Source organism: Streptomyces sp. SID13666 (assembly GCF_010548325.1).
In the GTDB taxonomy this organism is placed as follows: Bacteria; Actinomycetota; Actinomycetes; order Streptomycetales; family Streptomycetaceae; genus Actinacidiphila; species Actinacidiphila fildesensis.
Window position 1 is genome coordinate 99763 of record NZ_JAAGLX010000010.1, and the last position, 19130, is coordinate 118892.

Annotated in this window: 17 protein-coding genes; 11 read left to right on the forward strand and 6 right to left on the reverse strand. The window is 71.1% G+C overall.

Translation table 11 applies throughout. From position 1 onward, the window contains the following. Positions 1 to 67: 67 nt before the first annotated feature. On the reverse strand, positions 68 to 2314 hold the full coding sequence (locus tag G3I60_RS16145) for a transglycosylase domain-containing protein (protein ID WP_164295162.1): 2247 nt from the start codon (positions 2312 to 2314) through the stop codon (positions 68 to 70). A gap of 384 nt (positions 2315 to 2698) precedes the next feature. On the opposite strand from G3I60_RS16145, the gene G3I60_RS16150 reads away from it, so the two are divergent. Then, entirely contained in the window at positions 2699 to 3031 is a 333-nt protein-coding gene (locus G3I60_RS16150; RefSeq protein ID WP_138358704.1) for a WhiB family transcriptional regulator, read from the forward strand. Here G3I60_RS16150 and G3I60_RS16155 read toward each other — a convergent pair. Together G3I60_RS16155 and G3I60_RS16160 are read right to left on the reverse strand one after the other, a co-directional pair. Further along, positions 3013 to 4311 (reverse strand): ArsA family ATPase, encoded by a 1299-nt coding sequence (locus tag G3I60_RS16155; RefSeq protein ID WP_164295161.1) that lies wholly within the window; start codon positions 4309 to 4311, stop codon positions 3013 to 3015. The two genes, G3I60_RS16150 and G3I60_RS16155, sit on opposite strands and share 19 nt — an antisense overlap. Positions 4312 to 4368: 57 nt before the next feature. Continuing rightward, complete coding sequence (locus G3I60_RS16160) at positions 4369 to 5379, reverse strand: ArsA-related P-loop ATPase (RefSeq protein WP_138358700.1); 1011 nt, start codon at positions 5377 to 5379, stop codon at positions 4369 to 4371. A gap of 139 nt (positions 5380 to 5518) precedes the next feature. On the opposite strand from G3I60_RS16160, the gene G3I60_RS16165 reads away from it, so the two are divergent. From G3I60_RS16165 to G3I60_RS16185, 5 genes are all read left to right on the forward strand, one after another. After that, positions 5519 to 5680, forward strand: a complete 162-nt coding sequence (locus G3I60_RS16165) for a DUF4177 domain-containing protein (protein ID WP_138358698.1) — start codon at positions 5519 to 5521, stop codon at positions 5678 to 5680. Beyond that, entirely contained in the window at positions 5677 to 6138 is a 462-nt protein-coding gene (locus tag G3I60_RS16170) for a RidA family protein (protein WP_138358696.1), read from the forward strand. Before G3I60_RS16165 ends, G3I60_RS16170 begins: the two co-directional genes overlap by 4 nt. Before the next feature lie 102 nt (positions 6139 to 6240). Next, a complete protein-coding gene (locus G3I60_RS16175; RefSeq protein ID WP_239069892.1) occupies positions 6241 to 7227 on the forward strand; it encodes an NUDIX hydrolase in 987 nt (328 codons plus the stop codon). Next, on the forward strand, positions 7224 to 8063 hold the full coding sequence (locus tag G3I60_RS16180; protein WP_138358692.1) for an MBL fold metallo-hydrolase: 840 nt from the start codon (positions 7224 to 7226) through the stop codon (positions 8061 to 8063). The genes G3I60_RS16175 and G3I60_RS16180 overlap by 4 nt, the downstream gene beginning before the upstream one ends. Beyond that, complete coding sequence (locus G3I60_RS16185) at positions 8063 to 9316, forward strand: cytochrome P450 (protein ID WP_239069893.1); 1254 nt, start codon at positions 8063 to 8065, stop codon at positions 9314 to 9316. The genes G3I60_RS16180 and G3I60_RS16185 overlap by 1 nt, the downstream gene beginning before the upstream one ends. A gap of 35 nt (positions 9317 to 9351) precedes the next feature. On the opposite strand, the gene G3I60_RS16190 is transcribed toward G3I60_RS16185, so the two are convergent. Then, the gene (locus G3I60_RS16190) at positions 9352 to 10245 is read right to left on the reverse strand and encodes a diacylglycerol kinase family protein (RefSeq protein WP_343241257.1); all 894 of its coding nucleotides are present in this window, start codon (positions 10243 to 10245) and stop codon (positions 9352 to 9354) included. Positions 10246 to 10381: 136 nt separating this feature from the next. On the opposite strand from G3I60_RS16190, the gene G3I60_RS16195 reads away from it, so the two are divergent. Continuing rightward, complete coding sequence (locus G3I60_RS16195) at positions 10382 to 11665, forward strand: adenylosuccinate synthase (protein WP_138358690.1); 1284 nt, start codon at positions 10382 to 10384, stop codon at positions 11663 to 11665. 113 nt (positions 11666 to 11778) lie between these two features. On the opposite strand, the gene G3I60_RS16200 is transcribed toward G3I60_RS16195, so the two are convergent. Further along, the gene (locus G3I60_RS16200; protein WP_164295160.1) at positions 11779 to 13449 is read right to left on the reverse strand and encodes a serine/threonine-protein kinase; all 1671 of its coding nucleotides are present in this window, start codon (positions 13447 to 13449) and stop codon (positions 11779 to 11781) included. Positions 13450 to 13709: 260 nt separating this feature from the next. Between G3I60_RS16200 and G3I60_RS16205 the strand changes: the two genes are divergently transcribed. The 3 genes from G3I60_RS16205 to G3I60_RS16215 all read left to right on the forward strand — a co-directional run bounded on the left by G3I60_RS16205 (position 13710) and on the right by G3I60_RS16215 (position 16731). Next, the gene (locus G3I60_RS16205) at positions 13710 to 15080 is read left to right on the forward strand and encodes an aspartate aminotransferase family protein (protein WP_138355840.1); all 1371 of its coding nucleotides are present in this window, start codon (positions 13710 to 13712) and stop codon (positions 15078 to 15080) included. A 203-nt stretch (positions 15081 to 15283) separates the two neighbouring features. Continuing rightward, entirely contained in the window at positions 15284 to 15961 is a 678-nt protein-coding gene (locus G3I60_RS16210) for a GntR family transcriptional regulator (protein WP_138355839.1), read from the forward strand. A gap of 119 nt (positions 15962 to 16080) precedes the next feature. Beyond that, the gene (locus G3I60_RS16215; RefSeq protein WP_138355838.1) at positions 16081 to 16731 is read left to right on the forward strand and encodes a hypothetical protein; all 651 of its coding nucleotides are present in this window, start codon (positions 16081 to 16083) and stop codon (positions 16729 to 16731) included. Positions 16732 to 16794: 63 nt separating this feature from the next. Here G3I60_RS16215 and G3I60_RS16220 read toward each other — a convergent pair whose 3' ends face one another. Beyond that, a complete protein-coding gene (locus tag G3I60_RS16220) occupies positions 16795 to 17523 on the reverse strand; it encodes an SLATT domain-containing protein (RefSeq protein ID WP_164295184.1) in 729 nt (242 codons plus the stop codon). A 223-nt stretch (positions 17524 to 17746) separates the two neighbouring features. Between G3I60_RS16220 and purD the strand changes: the two genes are divergently transcribed. After that, complete coding sequence (gene purD, locus G3I60_RS16225; RefSeq protein ID WP_164295159.1) at positions 17747 to 19006, forward strand: phosphoribosylamine--glycine ligase; 1260 nt, start codon at positions 17747 to 17749, stop codon at positions 19004 to 19006. Positions 19007 to 19130 lie beyond the last annotated feature (124 nt).

Below are 19130 nucleotides of genomic sequence, written 5' to 3' on the forward strand. Positions count from 1 at the left end.
AAGATTCCGGGTGGCGCCCCTCAGCCGTTCCGGCCGTTCCGATCGCAGTCGTTCCGGGCCCCCGCCGTCAGCGGTTGCCGCCCGTCACGCCGCCCGAGTGCCCGTTCCCGCCGCCGATGATGCCCGGCGGGATGGTGAACGAGGGGAAGGGGTTCGGGCTGGCCGGCGGCTTGCCGGTGCCGGCGGTCGTGGCGCCGGTGGTGTGGCCGGGCTTGCCCGGGTTGCCGGGGTTGGGCGGGGGCGTGCCGACCGGCTTGTCGGGGATGTTCAGCGGTACCTCGTTGAACGACTCTTCCGGTTTGCCCTCCAGGGCGCCGCTGACGGCGTCCTTCCAGATCGGTGCCGGGCCGGTGGCGCCGAACACCTTGTCGTAGTACTGGCCGCCGAAGGTGATCCCCGTCATCTTGATCGGCTTGACGCCCGGGTCACCGATCCACACCGCGGCGGACATGTTCGGGGTGTAGCCGACGAACCAGGCGGCCTTGCGGTCGTCGGTCGTACCGGTCTTGCCCGCGCTGTCGCGGTCGGTCAGGCCGGCCGCCTGGCCGGTACCGTCGTCGACCACGCCCTTGAGCATCGTGTTGACGGTGTCCGCCGTCGTCTGCGACATGGCCGTGGAGCACAGCGGCTGCGGGACCGGGATCGCCTTGTTGTCCGCGTCCTTGGCGGACTCGATCGCGATCGGCGCGCAGAAGGTGCCGCGGGCGGCGAAGGCGGCGTACGCGGCGGCCATGTCCAGCGGGGACATCTCGTTGACGCCGAGGGTGAACGACGCGCCGAGCCCGAAGGCCGTGCCGCCGGCCCGCTTGGTGATGCCCAGCTTGTTGACCATCTGGGTCACCGGGCAGAGGCCGACGTCGGCCTCCAGCGTCACGAAGTAGGTGTTGACCGACTTCTTGAGCGCTTCGGGCATGGCGTACGGGCCGACTTCCGACTCGCTCTCGTTCGGTACGGTGCCGGTGCCGGGATACTGCGCGCCGGAGCAGTCGCTCACCGACGGGTACGGGATCTCGTTCGGCGAGGGGTAGGTCTGGCTCGGCTGGTAGCCCGCCTCCAGCGCGGCGGCGGCGGTGAACGCCTTGAACGTCGAGCCGGACTGGTACCCGGCCCCGCCGCCCATGCCCCGGTCGACCGAGAGGTTGATCTGCGTCTCGTTCTTGCCGAAGCCGTACGGCCGGGACTGCGCCATCGCCCGGATCTTGCCCGTCCCCGGCTCCACCAGCGTGACCGCGGACGCGACCGGGTCGTCCTTGTAGACGTGCTTGGCGATGCCGTTCTGTGTCGACGCCTGCGCCTGCGGGTCCAGCGTCGTCTTGATCGTCAGGCCGCCCTGGCGCCAGCGCTTCGCGCGGGCTTCCTTCGTCTTGCCGAAGGCCGCGTTCTGCAGGAACGTGTTGCGGACGTAGTCGCAGAAGAAGCCGGCGCCGTTCACGGCGGTGATGCAGCCGTTCTTCGGCTTGCTGATCTTGAGGCCGAGCGGCAGCTTCTTCGTGGCGTCGGCCTGGGCCTGGGTGATGTCCTTCAGGTCGGCCATCCGCTGCAGTACGAGATTGCGGCGCTTGATCGATTCCTGCTCGTCGTTGACCGGGTCGAAGCGGCTGGGCGACTGGACGATGCCGGCCAGCATCGCGGCCTCGCCGACGGTCAGGTCCTTGGCGTGCTTGCTGAAGTACCGCTTGGCCGCGGCCTCGACGCCGTAGGCCTGCTCGCCGAAGAACGTGATGTTGAGGTAGTTCTCCAGGATCTGCTGCTTGCCGAGTTCCTTCTCGACCTGGATCGCGTACTTCATTTCCTTGATCTTGCGGCCGACGGTCTGCTGGACCGCCTGCGCGACCTTGTCCGGGTCGTCGCCGGCCTGCTCGATGAAGACGTTCTTCACGTACTGCTGGGTGAGGGTGGAGGCGCCCTCGGAGACGCCGCCGTCCTGCGCGTTCTTGTTGAGCGCGCGCAGGATGCCCTTGAGGTCGATCGCCCCGTGCTCGAAGTAGCGGGCGTCCTCGATCGCGACGATGGCCTTCAGTATGTTCGGGCTCATCTGCTGGATCGGGATGACGGTGCGGTCGCGCGAGTAGACGGTCGCGATCAGTCCGCCGTTGGCGTCGAGGATCTTCGAGGCCTGGCTGAGCGGCGGCCGCTTCAGCTCACCGGGCAGGTCCTGGAACCCTGAGGCGGTGCCCTTCGCCGACAGGCCGAGGGCGCCGGCGGCCGGCAGGGCGATTCCTGCCAGTACCACTCCGGACAGGACACTGACACCGAGGAACTTGGCGGCCTGCTGGGCCGTCGAGAGACCCCCGCCCGATCGCTTGTGAGGCATGGAGGCAGCCTACGTTGCGATTCCCCGGACGTGCGCCCATCTGTTCGCCTACTCTGTAACGGACAGGCGCGGTCGCTGAGCGTGCGCCTGTCCTCCATCGTCACTCTTGTGGGTGATGAGAACTGCCCGAATTCCTGTCATATGCCGGGCGACTTGGGCGATATGCCAGGCGCAGTGACCGCTCTGCCCCATAAGTCCGAAATGGGTGCCGCTCACTCCGTTGGGTGATCTGCCGCGCACCCATAGTCCATTCGGGCCATCGAAGATTGGGCCTGAAAGGGCTGTTGCGTCACGCCTACCTTCCGTAACGTCCTCAACTGGCAACGGTGAATATGCCGGTTGCCGCCGTGGGGGAGCCTCGATTCGGGAGAGGACGGCGCCAGCATGAGCAGCTGGGTAACCGACTGGAGCACGCAGGCAGCGTGCAAGACGACTGATCCGGACGAGCTTTTCGTCCAGGGAGCGGCCCAGAACAGGGCCAAGGCGGTATGCACCGGATGCCCGGTGCGGACGGAGTGCCTGGCGGACGCACTCGACAACCGGGTCGAGTTCGGCGTGTGGGGCGGGATGACGGAACGCGAGCGCAGGGCACTGCTGCGACGCCGTCCAACGGTGACCTCGTGGCGCAGGCTGCTCGAGACCGCCCGTACCGAGTACGAGCGGAGCACCGGCATCCTGCCGCTGGACGAAGAGGACGACTACGCCGCCGCGGGGTGATCCCCGGCAAGCCGTTCGCCGATCGAGCGCAAGCCGTCCAGATCGTGCACGTCGCCCGGTAGGGCCGCTACGTCGACCATCGGCACCTCAGGGTGCACGGAGACGAAACGGTCCCTGGTGCGGCGTTCGCGCGCGACCACGCGCATGCGCTCGGCGTGCAGCCGCAGCAGCCCGGCGGCAAGCCTCTGCTCGGGCGGAATCGTCATGTCGTCGGCCGCTTCGGCCGGGGTCTTCGGGTCCGTCCCGTCGTCGGTCCCGTCGGCAACGGAGTCAGCCTTCCCGGCCTCACGATCCACAATGCCGCCGTCCACAAGATTTTCCCGCGGCTCCTCGAGCGCCTGGGCGGCGGCCAGCGCCCGCTCCGCCGTGAGCTGCGGCGCTCCGCTGCCGTGCACCCGGTTCAGCACCAGGCCGGCCAGCGGCATGCGCTCGGCGGCCAGCCGCTCGACGAAGTACGCGGCCTCGCGCAGCGCGTCCCGCTCAGGCGCGGCCACCACGAGGAACGCCGTCCCGGGGGCCTGCAACAGCTTGTACGTGGCGTCCGCGCGCTTGCGGAAGCCGCCGAACATGGTGTCCATTGCGGCGATGAAGGTCTGCACGTCACCCAGCAGATGCGCGCCCATCACCTTGCTCAGGACGCCCGTCATCATCGACATGCCGACATTGAGGAACTTCATCCCGGCCCGGCCGCCGACCTTCGCGGGCGCCATCAGCAGCTTGATGAACTTCCCGTCCAGGAACGAGCCGAGGCGCTGCGGGGCGTCCAGGAAGTCCAGCGCGGACCGGCTCGGCGGGGTGTCGACGATGATCAGGTCCCAGGCGTCCAGCGCGCGCAGCTGGCCCAGCTTCTCCATCGCCATGTACTCCTGCGTGCCCGCGAAGCCGGCCGACAGGGACTGGTAGAAGGGGTTGTCGAGGATCGCGCGGGCCCGCTCGGGGTCCGAGTGCTGGAGCACGACCTCGTCGAAGGTCCGCTTCATGTCGAGCATCATCGCGTGCAGCGTGCCGCCCGCGGACTCGTCGATGTCGGTGACCGGGCGCGGTGTGTTGTCCAGCTCGCTGAGGCCCATCGACTGCGCGAGCCGGCGGGCCGGGTCGATGGTCAGGACGACGCACTTGCGGCCGCGTTCCGCGGCACGCACTCCCAGCGCGGCGGCGGTCGTGGTCTTGCCGACGCCGCCGGAGCCGCAGCAGACGATGATGCGGGTCTTGGGATCGTCGAGGAGCGGGTCGATCGCCAGCACCGGACTCTCCAGATCCCCCGGATTCTCCAGGCTCATGTCAGTTCCCCCCGCCGACGTGCCCATGTCGGTTCTCCTCGCCGGCTCCTACCCATGTCAGCTCTCCCCGCCCGTCATTCCCTGCTTGCGCAGGCTGTCGGCCAGCCGGTAGAGGCCGCCGAGGTCGACGCCCTCGCCGCGCAGTTCCAGTTCGTACGTCGGCAGGCCGAGGGTGGCGATCTCGGCGCGCTCGCGGCGCTCCAGCAGGACGCGCTGGGCGTGCTCGTGGGCCTGCGCGAGCAGCGGGTCGACGAGCCGCTCCGCCTGCCCGCCCTTGCGGGCACCGCCCAGGCCGGCCTGGGACAGTGCCTTGGCGACGGCGGTGCGCCGGCCGTTGGCGGCCGATTCGAGGTCCGCGTCGTCCAGCAGCACCGGGCGCAGCATGTTGACCACGACGGCTCCCACGGGCAGCCCGGCCGCCCGCAGTTCCGCGACGCCGTCCACGGTCTCCTGGACCGGCATCTCCTCCAGCAGCGTCACCAGGTGCACCGCGGTCTCGGTGGACTTCAGCACCCGCATCACGGCCTGCGCCTGGTTGTATATCGGCCCGATCCTGGCCAGTCCCGCGACCTCGTCGTTGACGTTGAGGAAGCGGGTGATGCGGCCGGTCGGCGGGGCGTCCATCACGACCGCGTCGTACGCCCGCCAGCCCGCGTTGTCCTTGCGGCGCACGGCCTCGCACGCCTTGCCGGTCAGCAGGACGTCCCGCAGACCGGGGGCGACGGTCGTCGCGAAATCGATCGCGCCGAGCTTCTTGAGGGCGCGGCCCGCCCGGCCGAGTTTGTAGAACATGTCCAGGTAGTCCAGCAGCGCGAGCTCGGGGTCGATGGCGAGCGCGCGCACCTCGCCACCGCCGGGCGCGACGGCGATCTTCCGCTCCTCGTAGGGCAGCGCCCCGGTCTCGAAGACCTGGGCGATGCCCTGCCGTCCCTCGACCTCGATCAGCAGCGTGCGGCGGCCTTCGGCGGCGAGGGCGAGCGCCAGAGCGGCGGCGACCGTGGTCTTCCCGGTGCCGCCCTTGCCCGTGACGATATGGAGCCTGGTGGGGGTGGACTGTTGAGGGCTCACACTTCGAGCCTAACCACTCGGCCTTCGGCCCAAGCAGTCCACTGCCCAGGTGTGGCCTCTATCTCCCGGCGGGACCTCGCCGGGCAGCGCTGGCGGGTGCTGGCCGGGGCGGGTGGGAGCAGGCGTTACAGTCGGCTCCATGGCTAAGTGGGAATACGCGACCGTGCCGCTTCTTGTGCACGCGACGAAGCAGATTCTGGACACGTGGGGCGAGGACGGCTGGGAGCTGGTCCAGGTCGTACCCAATGGGAACAACGCGGAACAGCTGGTGGCCTACTTCAAGCGGGAGAAGCAGGCGTGAGCGCGGTCGAGGACAGGATCGCCTCGCTCGGGATGACGCTGCCCGCCGTGGTGCCGCCGCTGGCCGCGTACCAGCCGGCCGTGCAGTCGGGTGTGTACGTGTACACGTCCGGCCAGCTGCCGATGGTGGACGGCAAGCTGACGGTGACCGGCAAGGTCGGCGCCGAGGTGACGCCCGAGGAGGCCAAGGACCTGGCCCGTACGTGCGCGCTGAACGCGCTCGCGGCGGTCAAGTCGGTCGTCGGTGACCTGGACCGCATCAAGCGGGTCGTGAAGGTCGTCGGTTTCGTCGCCTCGGCGACGGACTTCACCGGGCAGCCGGCCGTGATCAACGGTGCGAGCGAGCTCCTCGGCGAGGTGCTCGGCGAGAAGGGCGTGCACGCGCGCAGCGCCGTCGGCGTGGCCGTGCTGCCGCTGGACGCTCCGGTCGAGGTCGAGATCCAGGTCGAGCTGGTCTGACGCCGGGTCGCGCTGGTCCGAGCGCTCCGCAGGCCGGGCCGGGTGCCCGGCCGCGGAGACTCACCCTCGAACATCAGGGCGGCAGGACGTACGATCCCGCCCATGACCACGAGCAGCGGCGGCACGAGTGACGGACAGTGGTTCCCGGCCTCCTGGCCGGACCGGATCCGGGCGCTGGCGAACGGGGATCTGACCCCCGTGACCCCGCGCAGGGCCGCGACCGTACTGCTCCTGCGGGACAGCCCGGACGGTACGAGCGACGGCCCGGCCGTCCACATGCTGCGCAGACGCGCCTCCATGGCCTTCGCCGGGGGCGCGTACGCGTATCCGGGCGGTGGGGTCGACCCGCGGGACGAGAAGCCGGTCCGGTGGGCCGGCCCGTCGCTCGCGCAGTGGTCGGCCGCCCTCGGGGTGGACCCGGTGTCGGCGCAGGCGGTGGTCTGCGCGGCGGTGCGGGAGACGTTCGAGGAGTCGGGCGTCCTGCTGGCGGGTCCGGACGGTGACAGCGTCGTGGCGGACACCACCGGCGAGAGCTGGGAGGCCGACCGGGAGGCACTGGTCAGCCGGGAGCTGTCGTTCGCCGACTTCCTGGCCCGGCGCGAGCTGGTGCTGCGCTCCGATCTGCTCGGCCCGTGGGCGCGCTGGATCACCCCGGAGTTCGAGGAGCGCCGTTACGACACCTGGTTCTTCGTCGCGATGATGCCGGCCGGGCAGCGCACCCTGGACGTCTCGGGCGAGGCCGACCACACGGTGTGGCTGCGCCCGGCCGAGGCCGTGGAGGGCTACCGGCGCGGCGAGATGGTGATGATGCCGCCGACCATCGCGACGCTGCGCGCGCTGCTCCCGTACGACTCGGTGAAGGCGGCCCTGGCGGGCGCGGCCGGCCGGGATCTGACGCCGGTGCTGGCGCGGGCGGTGCTCGAAGAGGGGCAGATCGTGCTGAGCTGGCCGGGGCACGAGGAATTCACCAAGCACATTCCGCAAGGATCCGGGCAAGGATCCGGGCAAGGATCCGGGCAAGGATCCGGGCAAGGATCCGGGCAAGGATCCGAGCAAGGACCCAACTCGTCGCAAGGAGCAGCTGAATGACGTCGGCGATCCTGCCCGGCAGGCCGCAGCCGACGGTCGGCGGCCCCGCGACGGCACGTGCCGTCTGCGTCCTGGCCCCGAACCCGTCGCCGATGACCCTGGACGGCACCAACACCTGGCTGCTCTCCGAGCCGGGTTCCGATCTCGCGGTCGTCATCGACCCGGGCCCGCTCGACGACGCGCATCTGCGCAACGTCGTCGCGACCGCCGAGGCGGCCGGCAAGCGCGTCGCGCTGACACTCCTCACCCACGGCCACCCGGACCACGCGGAGGGCGCCGCGCGCTTCGCCGAGCTGACGGGGACGAAGGTCCGGGCGCTCGACCCGGCGCTGCGGCTGGGCGACGAGGGGCTGGCGGCGGGCGACGTCATCACCACCGGCGGTCTGGAGCTGCGCGTCGTCGGCACGCCCGGGCACACCGCGGATTCGCTCTCCTTCCATCTGCCGGCCGACAGCGCCGTCCTGACCGGTGACACGGTGCTGGGGCGCGGCACGACGATCGTGGTGCACCCGGACGGCCGGCTCGGCGACTACCTCGACTCCCTGCGCCGTCTGCAGGCGATGACGATGGCCGGCGTCGACACGGTGCTGCCCGGCCACGGCCCGGTGCTGAAGGACGCGCGCGGCGCCGTCGAGTACTACCTCGCGCACCGCGCGAGCCGGCTGGCGCAGGTGGAGACCGCCGTGGAGGCGGGCTGTCTGACGCCCGCCCAGGTGGTCGCGCACGTCTACTACGACGTCGACCGGTCGCTGTGGCCGGCGGCGGAGCTGTCGGTGCGGGCGCAGCTGGACTATCTGCGCGAGCACGGGCTGATCGAGGACCGGCGGACCTACTGATGACGGATCGACCGATGAGCGGCCAGGAGACGTCCGGCCCGGCGGTGAAGGAGTTCGACCCGTGGTCCGCCGCGTTCGTCGCGGACCCGTATCCGGCGTACGAGGCGCTGCGCGCGGCGGGCCGCGCGCACTGGTTCGAGCCCACCCGGCAGTGGCTGATCCCGCACTACGACGATGTGAGCGCGCTGCTGCGCGACCGCCGGCTGGGGCGTACGTATCTGCACCGGTTCACCCACGAGGAGTTCGGCCGCGAGGCGCCGCCGGCCGGGCACGAGCCGTTCCACGTCCTCAACGACAACGGCCTGCTGGACCTGGAGGCCCCCGACCACACCCGGATCCGCCGGCTGGTCGCGAAGGCGTTCACCCCGCGCACCGTCGAGCGGCTCGCGCCGACCGTGCAACGGCTGGCCGACGAGCTGGTCGATGGTCTGCAGGCGGACGGCGGCGGTGACCTGCTGGCCCGGGTCGCGGAACCGCTGCCCGTCGCGGTCATCGCGGAGATGCTCGGCATCCCGCCCGGCGACCGGCAGCCGCTGCGGCCCTGGTCGGCGGACATCTGCGGGATGTACGAGCTGAACCCGGACGAGGAGACCGCCCGGCGGGCGGTGCGGGCGAGCGAGGAGTTCTCGGAGTATCTGCGCGGGCTGATCGCCGAGCGCCGCCGTACACCGGGCGAGGACCTGATCAGCGCCTTGATCGCCGCCTACGAGGACGGGGACACGCTCAGCGAGCAGGAGATGGTCTCCACCTGCGTGCTGCTGCTCAACGCCGGCCACGAGGCGACGGTGAACACCACAGCGAACGGCTGGTTCACCCTGTTCCGCCATCCTGATCAGCTCGAACTGCTCCGCGCGGAACCCGGGCTGCTCCGCGACGCCATCGAGGAACTGCTGCGGTACGACACCCCGCTGCAGATGTTCGAGCGCTGGGTCCTGGACGACATCCAGGTCGGCGACACGGTGATCCCGCGGGGTTCCGAGGTCGCGCTGCTCTTCGGGTCCGCCAACCGCGACCCGTCGCGCTTCCCCGACCCCGGCCGGCTGGACCTGCGCCGCCCGGCCGCCGACAACCGGCATCTCACCTTCGGTGCCGGTATTCACTACTGCCTGGGCGCGCCGCTGGCCCGCATCGAACTGGCCGCGTCCTTCGGCACGCTGCTGAGCCGCGCGCCGGGTCTGCGGCTCGCCGCCGAACCGCGCTGGAAGCCCGGCTACGTCATCCGGGGCCTGGAGGAACTGCTCGTCAGCTGGTGACGCGCCCGGCTCCCGGCGTGATCTGCGTCTCTTCCTCAGGCGCGGGGCACCGTGAGCCGCCAGGCGCCCGGCTGGACCGTCCAGGTGCGGGTCCTGACCGGTCCGGCGAGGGCGGAATCCGCGCGGTAGCGGAAGTCCCGGCCCGAGACGGTGACGGTCGCGGCCTCCACGCACAGCGGTTCCGGGCTGTCGGGAAGGCTCACCCGGACCTCGATGAGCCCCGGGTTCACCGTCCGGAACGACACCTCGTGCACGGGGTGGTCCAGGTCCACCAGCACCACCCCGTCCGCCTCGATCCGCAGCCGCTGGCGCGGCGCGTGCCCGTGGCCGTGCCCCGGCCCGTGCGCGTTCGAGGGCGCCGGCATCGTCAGCGTCCGGACCAGCGACCGGGCGGTGCGCCCACCCGTCACCCGCCACCACCCTTTCAACGAATCGCTTGGCTCCCCATCCCTGTTCGGCGACCACCAGTGCGACGAGGATCCCGCGCCGTTGGAGGGGATCTGCAGCGTGCCCAGCACGATGCCGTCGCTGTCGTCGACCAGCAGGTCCAGCTCGCGGTCCATGCCGTCGAGCACCGCCCGCGCCGCGGGCAGCACCTGGCCCGGCACGCCCAGCGCCCGGGCGAGCGAGGAGCGCGGCCCGATCGGCACCAGCGCCAGCGGGCCCTCGCCGAGTGCCCGCTCATGGTGCAGTGCCCGCACCGCCCGCAGCAGGGTCCGGTCGTCGCCCAGCACCACCAGACGGCGCCGGCCGCGATGGGCCAGCACCCGGGCCACCTCTTCGGCCGAATCCGGAAGAGCGATTTTTACGGAGGACGCGCCCGCACACAGGACATCCTTCGCGATGCGGACGGATTCGCCGTCGACGGCACGTGCCGCGGGGTCGATGACCACGAGCAATTGACGCCCGTCAGGTGGCTGAGCCGACACCTTGGTCCTTCCTCAGGTAAAATCTCGGTGCAAGAGCCCCTTGCGCCGTTGCGTCAGGGGCTTGGTCTATTCCGGGGCACCGGTTCGACGGCTCTCTGCACGTTGGACATGCCCCGCCCGGAAGGGGTGTACGCCTGTGCCCGCACTTGTGCTGCTCGGTGCTCAGTGGGGTGACGAAGGCAAGGGGAAGGCCACTGACCTGCTCGGTGGCTCCGTGGACTATGTCGTGCGTTACCAGGGCGGCAACAATGCCGGCCACACGGTCGTCGTCGGCGACCAGAAGTACGCACTGCATCTCCTCCCCTCCGGAATCCTGTCGCCGGGGTGTACCCCGGTCATTGGTAACGGTGTCGTCGTGGACCCGGCGGTCCTGCTCTCCGAGCTGAGCGGACTGAACGACCGCGGCGTCGATACGTCCAAGCTTCTGATCAGCGGGAACGCCCATCTGATCACTCCGTATCACCAGACCATCGACAAGGTGACGGAGCGGTTCCTCGGCAGCCGCAAGATCGGTACGACCGGGCGCGGTATCGGCCCGGCCTACGCCGACAAGATCAACCGCGTCGGGATCCGCGTGCAGGACCTCTTCGACGAGTCGATCCTGCACCAGAAGGTGGAGGCCGCACTCCACGAGAAGAACCAGCTCCTGGTCAAGCTCTTCAACCGGCGTGCGATCAGCGTCGACCAGGTCGTCGAGGAATACCTCGGTTACGCGGAGCAGATCAAGGACTTCGTCGCCGACACCGGTCTGATTCTGAACAAGGCGCTGGACGAGGGCAAGGTCGTGCTGATGGAGGGCGGCCAGGGCACGCTGCTCGACGTCGACCACGGCACCTATCCCTTCGTCACCTCGTCGAACCCGACCGCCGGCGGTGCCTGCACGGGCTCCGGCATCGGCCCGACGAAGATCAGCCGTGTGATCGGCATCCTCAAGGCCTATACGACGCGAGTCGGCGCCGGTCCGTTCCCGACCGAGCTGTTCGACGAGGACGGCGAGAAGCTGCGGGTCATCGGCCACGAGCGCGGGGTCACCACCGGCCGCGACCGTCGCTGCGGCTGGTTCGACGCGGTCATCGCGCGGTACGCGACCCGCGTCAACGGCCTGACGGACTTCTTCCTCACCAAGCTCGACATCCTCACCGGCTGGGAGCAGATCCCGGTCTGCGTGGCCTACGAGATCGACGGCAAGCGCGTCGAGGAGCTGCCCTACAACCAGAGCGACTTCCACCACGCGAAGCCGATCTACGAGATGCTCCCCGGCTGGTCCGAGGACATCACGAAGGCGCAGACCTTCGACGACCTGCCGAAGAACGCGCAGGCGTACGTCAAGGCGCTCGAAGAGATGTCGGGCGCGCCGATCTCCGCGATCGGCGTGGGTCCCGGCCGTACCGAGACGATCGAGATCAACTCGTTCCTCTGACGGACGGCGGCCGGTCAGGCCGACGGCATCGACGCGGCGCGCCCCGGTGGCAGGACCACCGGGGCGCGCCGCGTTCTGCCGTCCGTGGACCAGCTGTGCGTCGTTCCGCGCCGTCAGTCGATCTTCGTGTAGGTGAGCGGGGCCTTGCCCGGCTCACGGGAGTCGCGCAGCAGATGGGAGTCGTCGATCGCCGTGAGCGTCGAGGACAGCCCCGGGTTGCAGGAGGTGGCGGGCACCGCGCTGGTCAGGAGCGAAGGGCTCAGCGCCAGCGGCGGACCGGCCGACGTCATGTGCATCGTCCACTCGCACTGATAGGTGCTTCCGGTGCCGGCCAGCGTGACGGTGCCGTTCCGCCGGATCGTCAGCGTGCGGGTGTTGGTGCCGTTGCTGTCGAACCCCGCCTGCCAGGTGCCGACGAGCCGGTCGGGTACCTCACCGGGCGGGGTGGAGGCGGTCTCCGACGTGGACGGCGAGTTCTGCGGCGTACCGGAGCCGGACGGGGTGCCCGTCCCGGGACCGCCGCCGAGGCCCTGGTTGCCCGTGCTGTCGCCCTTGCCCTTGCCGAGGTCGAGTGCGACGACGGCCGCACCGGCGCCCGCGAGCACCGCGACCGCCACCGCGACGGCGATCAGCACACCCTGCCGCCGCCGGCGCGGCGGCGGGGCCGCGTACTCCGGCGGGTGTCCGTATCCGGGGTGCGGGTAGCCGTAGCCGCCGGGCGCGTACGGGGACGGGGCCGGTGGGGCCGGGTCGACCACGGTCGGCCGGGCGGGCAGCGACGGCGCGGAGGCAGGGGCCGGGGTCGGGAGGGGAGCGGAGCCGGATTCCGGCTCGGGTGCGGGCCGCGCGGCCGGGGGCGCCGGGCTGGCACCTCCGTCGTGCGGGTTCTCGGCCTCCAGCAGCCGCACGGCGTGCCGGCCGAGCTGCGCGACGATCGCGCTGGGCAGCCAGGTCCTGCCGTCCTCCGGCGGGTGGGCGGCGATCCGCTCCAGCACCGCGTCCAGGTCCGGCCGCTGGTCGGCCGCCTTGACCAGACACTCCGCGACCAGCTCGCGCAACGCGCCGGGCAGCTCGTCCAGGTCCGGCGGCTCCTGCGCGATCCGGAACATCTGGGCGTGCACCCCGCTGCTCGCGGCGCCGAACGGCTGTTTCCCGGTCGCCGCGTACGCCAGCACCGAGCCCAGGCAGAAGACGTCGCAGGCCGGGGTGACCCGGTCGCCGCGCACCTGCTCCGGCGACATGAAGCCCGGCGAGCCGACCAGCGCGCCGGTGCTCGTCACCCCGCCGGTGACGGTCTCCAGGGCGCGGGCGATGCCGAAGTCGATGACCCGTGGGCCATCGATCGTGATCATGACATTCGAGGGCTTCAGATCGCGGTGGACGAGCCCGGCGGCGTGGATGTCCTTGAGCGCGTGGGCCAGCCCGGCCGCCAGCACCCACACCGAGCGCTCCGGCAGCGGGCCGTACTCCTTGGCGATGACGTGCTGCAGCGTCGGCCCGGCGATGTAGCCGGTGGCGACCCAGGGGATCTCGGTCTCGGTGTCGGCGTCGAGGACCGGCGCCGTCCATGCGCCGCCGACCCGGCGGGCCGCCTGGACCTCCTGCCGGAAGCGGGCCCTGAACTCGTCCTGGGCGGCCAGTTCGGCCCGCACCAGCTTCACCGCGACGGTCCGGCCGCGTTCCGAACGGGCCAGGAAGACCCGCCCCATACCGCCGGTGCCGAGCCGGCCCAGCAGCCGGTACGCGCCGATCCACTGCGGATCGCCGGCCCTGAGTTCTTCCATGCCCCCCGTGCCTCCTCCCGGCCTTCCGGCCGACCCGTAGCCGAAGAATAGTCTGACCGTTCGAGCGGGTCCCCGGGGCGGGTGGCCCGGGCCTGAAAGGCGCCCGCACCGGGTCCACGTAAGGTCCCGCGCCGGATTCCCGGGACCCCGTTCCGGGAGCTCCGTGGGACCGGATCCCATGACAGGCTGTCGGGGAACGTGGCGTGTGCCATACAAGGTGACCGTGTCCCTGACCGGCGGGGATCCTTAGCCTGGAGCGCATGACCCCTCCTTTCGCCGTCGCCGATCCCGAGACCGGAGCCGCCGTCAAGGCCGCCGACCGGGCGCACGTCTTCCACTCGTGGTCCGCGCAGGCGGTCATCGATCCGCTGGCCGTGGCCGGGGCCGAGGGCTCGTACTTCTGGGACTACGACGGCAACCGCTATCTGGACTTCTCGTCCCAGCTGGTGAACACCAACATCGGGCACCAGCACCCGAAGGTCGTCGCCGCGATCCAGGAGCAGGCCGCCAAGCTCTGCACCATCGCGCCGGGCTTCGCCGTCGACGTCCGCTCCGAGGCGGCCCGGCTGATCGCCGAGGTCACCCCCGGCGATCTGAACCAGGTCTTCTTCACCAACGGCGGCGCCGAGGCGGTCGAGAACGCCGTCCGCATGGCCCGGCTGCACACCGGCCGGCACAAGGTGTTCAGCGCCTACCGCTCCTACCACGGCGCCACCTCCACCGCGATCAACCTCACCGGCGACCCGCGCCGCTGGCCGTCGGACACCGCCTCGGCGGGCGTCGTGCACTTCTGGGGCCCGTACCTGTACCGCTCGCAGTTCCACGCGACGAGCGAGGAGCAGGAGTGCGAGCGCGCGCTGGAGCACCTGGAGCAGCTCGTCGCGTTCGAGGGCCCGCAGTCCGTCGCCGCGATCATCCTGGAGTCGGTGGTCGGCACCGCGGGCATCCTGGTGCCGCCGGCCGGCTACCTCGCCGGCGTGCGGGAGATCTGCGACCGGTACGGGATCGTCTTCATCCTCGACGAGGTCATGTCCGGCTTCGGCCGTACCGGCGCGTGGTTCGCCGCCGACCACTGGGGCGTCGTCCCGGACCTGCTGACCTTCGCCAAGGGCGTCAACTCCGGCTACGTGCCGCTCGGCGGCGTCGCCATCTCCCCGGAGATCGCCGCGACCTTCGCCACCCGCGCCTACCCGGGCGGTCTCACCTACTCCGGCCACCCGCTGGCCTGCGCCTCCGCCGTCGCGACCATCAACGCGATGCGCGAGGAGCGGATCGTGGAGAACGCCGCCGACATCGGTGAACGGGTCATCGGCCCGGCGCTGCGCGACATCGCCGCCCGGCACGCCTCGGTCGGCGAGGTGCGCGGCCTCGGTGTCTTCTGGGCCCTCGACCTCGTCAAGGACAAGGCGACGCACGAGCCGCTCGTGCCGTACAACGCGGCCGGCGCCGACAACGCGCCGATGGCCGAGTTCGCGGCGGCGTGCAAGAAGGGCGGTCTGTGGCCCTTCGTCAACATGAACCGCACGCATGTCGTCCCGCCGTGCACGGTGACCGAGGCCGAGGCCAAGGAGGGCCTGGCGGCACTGGACGAGGCGCTCGCCGTGACCGACCGGTACGCCGTCAACGGATAGCGCTTGCCCCCGGCGACCGCCCGGCAACGGCCCGCCGACCCCCGGTAGCGGCCTCCGCCGGCCGTCAACACCGCGTGGCTCATCGCGAAATGCACATAACCCCCACACGCTTCCCTCCCCGGACGTGCGGTTGATTTCCGAACCTTCGCCTATCGTGTGCGGAGTAATCGGAGTGAAACGTACGTTCGGGCGAGGAGGCGGCAGTGCTTGCGGACACCACACCGGTGAAGCGCAACAGCCTGCGGCAGCAGATCGCCGACGCACTCCGCGACGAGGTGCTCACCGGCCGGCTCCCGGCCGGGCGGGACTTCACCGTCAAGGAGATCGCGGAGCTGTACGGCGTCTCCGCCACGCCCGTCCGTGAGGCCCTGGTCGACCTGGCCGCGCAGGGCCTGCTCGACGTCGAGCAGCACCGCGGCTTCCAGGTCCGGCGGTTCGGCCCCGACGACTTCGTCTCCATGGTCGAGGCCCGCAACCTGGTGACCGAGGGGATCTTCCGGCGCATCGAGGGCGACCAACTGCGGGAAGTGCCGGCCGATGTCCTCGCGTCGGTGCGCCGCCGTGGCGAGGCCGCGGCGCGGGCCGCGCGGTCCGGCATGCTCGACGTACTCATCGGCTGTGACATCCGCTTCTGGCGCGAAGTCGCGGCATTGTCGGGCAATCCACACATTTGCGAATTCCTCGACCGGATCCGCACCCAGACCTGGATGTACTCGATCCCGTATCTGCGCGCCCATCCGATGCTCGCGGGCGTCTGCTGGTCGGACCACGTCGAACTCGTCGACGCCGTCCGGGACCGCGATCTGGCCGCGGCACGCCGTATCGTCGCCGACTACAACGAGCACGCCCTCGCCCTCATGGCGAAGCTGGCCCCCCGATAACGAGGGCGGGCGACCGCGCGAACGACCCTTCAGGACAGCCGGAAGGGTTCCACCTCCTGACGCCGACCGCGCCTCGCACTACGCTGGCCCGACGATCGCATAGACGACTTGGAGCGCCTGTGGCCTGCGACTTGTGGCTGGTTCCCCTTGTGGATGTGCTCTGCCACAGCCCCGAAAACCCTTTCTCCGAGGAACTGGCCCGCTACGACAAGGCCTTGAACGACGCGGGCCTGCCGCCGGTGCCCGTCCACACCTATATGCCAGGGCTGTCCGGCGACGTCGGCCCGGTCGCCGGCTTCGACTACGACGCCCTGCATTTCCTGCGCCGGGCCTTCCTGTTGAACCTGCAGGGCCTGGAGGTCACCCCCGTCGACGCGCTCGGCGGCGACTACGAGCAACTGCTGGAGATGTTCGAGGCGACCGCCCAGCAGTCGCACCTCGTCTGGCACTACGACCACGCCGGCGCGTACGTGCCGCTGGACTTCCCGCACCCGGTCGTCAACGACGAACTGCTCGAAGGCGGCGGCCCGCTGGGTTCGAGCCACGGACTGCTGCGCGATCTCGCGTCCGTCGCGGCGGCGATCGGCATCGACGCGGCCAACCCGCCGCAGGCCCCGGCCCCGCCGGACCGGCCCACCGGACTGGAGGAGCCGGCCGCCCCGCCGTCGTACGATCCCAGCCCGTTCGCCCGCGAACGGCATGTCTGGCTCGGCCTGCACGCGGCGGCGACCCGCTCGCTGGCGCAGGGCTCGATGGTGGTCTTCAGCTGAGGCGGCCTCCGGTCGAGGCGACGTTCGAGGCGGCCCTCAGCTGACGGAAGGGCCGCCGGCCGCTCAGCGGGCCGGCCCCTCCGGGGGCCGCTGGCGCGGCATGTTCGGACGGCCGCCGGGTGCCATCGGGAAGCGGCCGGCGGGGACCCCCTCGGTGCGCGCGGCCCACGGCACGGTGGCCTGCGCGCGCAGCGGCGCGGTCCGCGTCCCGAACTCCGTCATCCAGTCCGCCGTCTCCATCCTGACCAGGTCCGAGACGTCCTCGCAGAACCGGCGCAGCACCGCCAGACAGCGTTCGGCCGCCTCGGCCGCCGTGCCCTCGGTGGGGCCCAGCACCTCGCGGACGCTCTCCGACGCCCAGTCGAAGCGCAGCGCCTCCAGCCGCCGCTGCACCGCCTGCGCGGTGGCGACGTCCCGCATCCAGCCGGACGTCAGCCCGAAGCAGCGGTCGATGCCGACACAGGCCGCGGCGAGGAGCAGCGCCACATAACCCCAGCGCGCGGCGCCGGCCGCGGCCCCGGTCAGCTCGATCAGCGGCAGCCCCGCGCCCACGGTGCCGAAGAACGCGGCGGCCAGCCGCAGCCCGCGCGCCCCGTGCCGCTTCCAGACCCGGTCGGCGAGGTACCAGTCGGTGGTGTTGAGCGCCCCGGACTCGGCCCAGCGGTAGAGCTCCTCCAAGCGTTCGGCGGGCTCGCCCCAGTCGCCGAGCGGAAAAGGCAGCGCCCGCAGGTCCTCCTGGCTATGCAGAGCCCGTTGAACGGGCTCCTCCCGGGGAGCCTCCTCGGGATACATGTCCGGCTGGCTCACTGCGCGCTCCCTCGCATTCCGGCGCTCGTCTTCCGACACGACGAAGCTCCCTTCTTACCGCCGAACGGCTGACCATGGGGGAAGGATTTTTGGATTTCATCCCTTAAAGGCCGCGTGGTCAGGTATGGGCCGAACATCCGTCCCACTCGAAAGAGTGAGCCGCCGCGCGCGGCACGGGGCTCCGCACGGGGCCACTACCCTTGGGCACGTGAAGGTCCTTGTCATCGGCGGCGGCGCCCGCGAACACGCCCTGTGCCGCTCACTGTCCCTCGACCCCGATGTCACCTCGCTGCACTGCGCCCCCGGCAACGCCGGGATCGCGGAGGTCGCCGAGCTGCACCCGGTCGACGCCCTCGACGGCGCCGCCGTCGCCGACCTCGCCGTCTCGATCGGCGCGGACTTCGTGATCGTCGGTCCGGAGGCCCCGCTGGTGGCGGGCGTCGCCGACGCGGTCCGGGCCCGCGGTGTCGACTGCTTCGGCCCGTCCGCGGAAGCCGCGCAGCTGGAAGGCTCCAAGGCGTTCGCCAAGGAGATCATGGCCGGCGCGGGGGTGCCCACCGCCCGCTCCTACGTATGCACCACCGCCGAGCAGATCGACGTGGCGCTGGACGCCTTCGGCGCCCCGTACGTCGTCAAGGACGACGGACTGGCCGCGGGCAAGGGCGTCGTCGTCACCGATGACCTCGCCACCGCCCGCGCGCACGCGCTGGCCTGCGACCGCGTCGTCATCGAGGAGTTCCTCGACGGCCCCGAGGTCTCGCTGTTCGCCGTCACCGACGGTGTGACGGTCGTCCCGCTGCAGCCCGCCCAGGACTTCAAGCGCGCGCTGGACGCCGACGAGGGCCCCAACACCGGCGGTATGGGCGCGTACTCGCCGCTCCCGTGGGCCGACCCCAAGCTGGTCGACGAGGTCGAGCGGACCGTTCTGCAGCCCACCGTGGACGAGCTGCGCCGCCGCGGCACCCCGTTCGCCGGGCTGCTCTACGCGGGTCTGGCGATGACCTCGCGCGGGGTGCGCGTGATCGAGTTCAACGCGCGCTTCGGCGACCCCGAGACCCAGGTCGTCCTCGCCCGTCTCAAGACCCCGCTGGCCGGTCTGCTGCGGGCCGCCGCGACGGGCCGCCTCTCCGAGGTGGAGCCGCTGCGCTGGAGCGAGGGCGCGGCCGTGACCGTCGTCATCGCCTCGTACAACTATCCGGACACCCCGCGCACCGGCGACCCGATCACCGGTCTGGCGGACGTCGTGGAGCAGGACGAGCACGCGTACGTGCTGCACGCAGGCACCAGGATCGACGACGAGGGCCGCGTGGTGAGCGCGGGCGGCCGGGTGCTGTCCGTCACCGCCACCGGCGCTGACCTGGCCAAGGCCCGGGAACGGGCGTACCGCGCGGTCGCCCGGGTGCGGCTCGACGGCTCGCACCACCGGACCGACATCGCGGCCAAGGCGGCGGGAACCGGCCAGTCCTGAATCAGCCCTTGGGGTGGCTTTGCCCAAAGCCACCCCAAGGAGTGATGGCTTCTCCATCCGGCTGACGTGGCAGCGGTCCCCAACTACTGTGCCCCGGAAGCGCACTGCCGGACGGCGTGGTGCT